This is a genomic window from Romboutsia sp. 1001713B170131_170501_G6 (genome assembly GCF_015668195.1).
Classification (GTDB): Bacteria; Bacillota; Clostridia; order Peptostreptococcales; family Peptostreptococcaceae; genus Romboutsia_C.
On sequence record NZ_JADPFC010000027.1, the window covers coordinates 1 to 1415 of the forward strand.

A 1415-nucleotide genomic window follows, 5' to 3' on the forward strand; every position below is an offset into this window, starting at 1 on the left:
TTGGTCGAGGTGAAGGGACTCGAACCCCCGGCCCCATGGTCCCAAACCATGTGCGCTACCAAACTGCGCTACACCTCGAAAAATAATGGCGGAGAAGGAGGGATTCGAACCCTCGCACCGGTTACCCAGCCTAAACCCTTAGCAGGGGTTCCTCTTGAGCCACTTGAGTACTTCTCCGTTTATTTAATTAATGGCGGAGAGGGTGGGATTCGAACCCACGGTGCCGTTAAGCATCACTGGTTTTCAAGACCAGCTCCTTAAACCACTCGGACACCTCTCCGTATTGGTGACCCATCCGCGACTCGAACGCGGGACACCCTGATTAAAAGTCAGGTGCTCTACCGACTGAGCTAATGGGTCATATTTAATTTGGCAGGGGATGCAGGACTCGAACCTACGCATGTAGCAGTCAAAGTGCTATGCCTTACCTACTTGGCGAATCCCCTATAAAGTGGTGAGCGCACAGGGATTCGAACCCCGGACACACGCCTTAGAAGGGCGTTGCTCTATCCAGCTGAGCTATGCACCCACATTATAGAATAAATATGGAGCGGGTGAAGGGGATCGAACCCTCACAGCCGGCTTGGAAGGCCGGAACTCTACCATTGAGCTACACCCGCATATTTAATTAAGTGGTGGAGGATGGTGGATTCGAACCACCGAAAGCAATGCTAACAGATTTACAGTCTGCCCCCTTTGGCCGCTCGGGAAATCCTCCGTATTTATGGAGCTGGTGATAGGAATCGAACCTACAACCTGCTGATTACAAGTCAGCTGCTCTACCGTTGAGCCACACCAGCATATTGGCGGGAATAACAGGACTCGAACCTGTGACCCATTGATTAACAGTCAATTGCTCTACCAACTGAGCCATATTCCCGCATATTTAATTAAGTGGCGACCTGGAAGGGACTCGAACCCTCGACCTCCAGCGTGACAGGCTGGCATTCTAACCAGCTGAACTACCAGGCCGCTAATGGTGGGACTAACAGGGCTCGAACCTGTGACCCCCTGCTTGTAAGGCAGGTGCTCTCCCAGCTGAGCTATAGTCCCGGGATATTGGTGACCCATAGGGGAATCGAACCCCTGTTACCGCCGTGAAAGGGCGGTGTCTTGACCGCTTGACCAATGGGCCTCAACGTAGCTATGTCTTACTCTCCCAGGAGGTCGCCCTCCAAGTACCATCAGCGCTAAAGAGCTTAACTTCTGTGTTCGGTATGGGAACAGGTGTATCCTCTTTGCTATAATAACTACATTGTGTTTTCGTTCTTATCAGAACAAGTATTATAATATCATTTTTACGATATTTTGTCAACACTTTTTTTCAAAGTTTTTTAATTAATACTCTGAAAACTGTATATCATTTAGAGTTAAAAATCACTTCGTTCATGTCGCCAACGATATAATCCTTGCTC

General features: G+C 49.3%; 13 tRNA genes and 1 rRNA gene. All 14 read right to left on the reverse strand.

Features of this window, described 5'->3' with window-relative positions:
- Position 1 precedes the first annotated feature (1 nt).
- The 14 genes from I4U89_RS15445 to rrf all read right to left on the reverse strand — a co-directional run bounded on the left by I4U89_RS15445 (position 2) and on the right by rrf (position 1255).
- Positions 2-78 (reverse strand) — tRNA-Pro (locus tag I4U89_RS15445).
- Between the two features lie 8 nt (positions 79-86).
- Positions 87-177 (reverse strand) — tRNA-Ser (locus I4U89_RS15450).
- A gap of 14 nt (positions 178-191) precedes the next feature.
- Positions 192-280 (reverse strand) — tRNA-Ser (locus I4U89_RS15455).
- 4 nt (positions 281-284) lie between these two features.
- A tRNA-Lys gene (locus I4U89_RS15460) sits at positions 285-360 on the reverse strand.
- A gap of 10 nt (positions 361-370) precedes the next feature.
- Positions 371-446 (reverse strand) — tRNA-Gln (locus I4U89_RS15465).
- 6 nt (positions 447-452) lie between these two features.
- Positions 453-529: transfer RNA gene (locus I4U89_RS15470), tRNA-Arg, on the reverse strand.
- A 17-nt stretch (positions 530-546) separates the two neighbouring features.
- Positions 547-620: transfer RNA gene (locus tag I4U89_RS15475), tRNA-Gly, on the reverse strand.
- 13 nt (positions 621-633) lie between these two features.
- Positions 634-718: transfer RNA gene (locus I4U89_RS15480), tRNA-Tyr, on the reverse strand.
- A 7-nt stretch (positions 719-725) separates the two neighbouring features.
- A tRNA-Thr gene (locus tag I4U89_RS15485) sits at positions 726-800 on the reverse strand.
- A gap of 4 nt (positions 801-804) precedes the next feature.
- A tRNA-Asn gene (locus I4U89_RS15490) sits at positions 805-880 on the reverse strand.
- A 15-nt stretch (positions 881-895) separates the two neighbouring features.
- Positions 896-972 (reverse strand) — tRNA-Asp (locus tag I4U89_RS15495).
- 5 nt (positions 973-977) lie between these two features.
- Positions 978-1053 (reverse strand) — tRNA-Val (locus tag I4U89_RS15500).
- Positions 1054-1060: 7 nt separating this feature from the next.
- Positions 1061-1135 (reverse strand) — tRNA-Glu (locus I4U89_RS15505).
- 3 nt (positions 1136-1138) lie between these two features.
- Positions 1139-1255, reverse strand: a 5S ribosomal RNA gene (gene rrf / locus I4U89_RS15510).
- Positions 1256-1415: the final 160 nt, after the last annotated feature.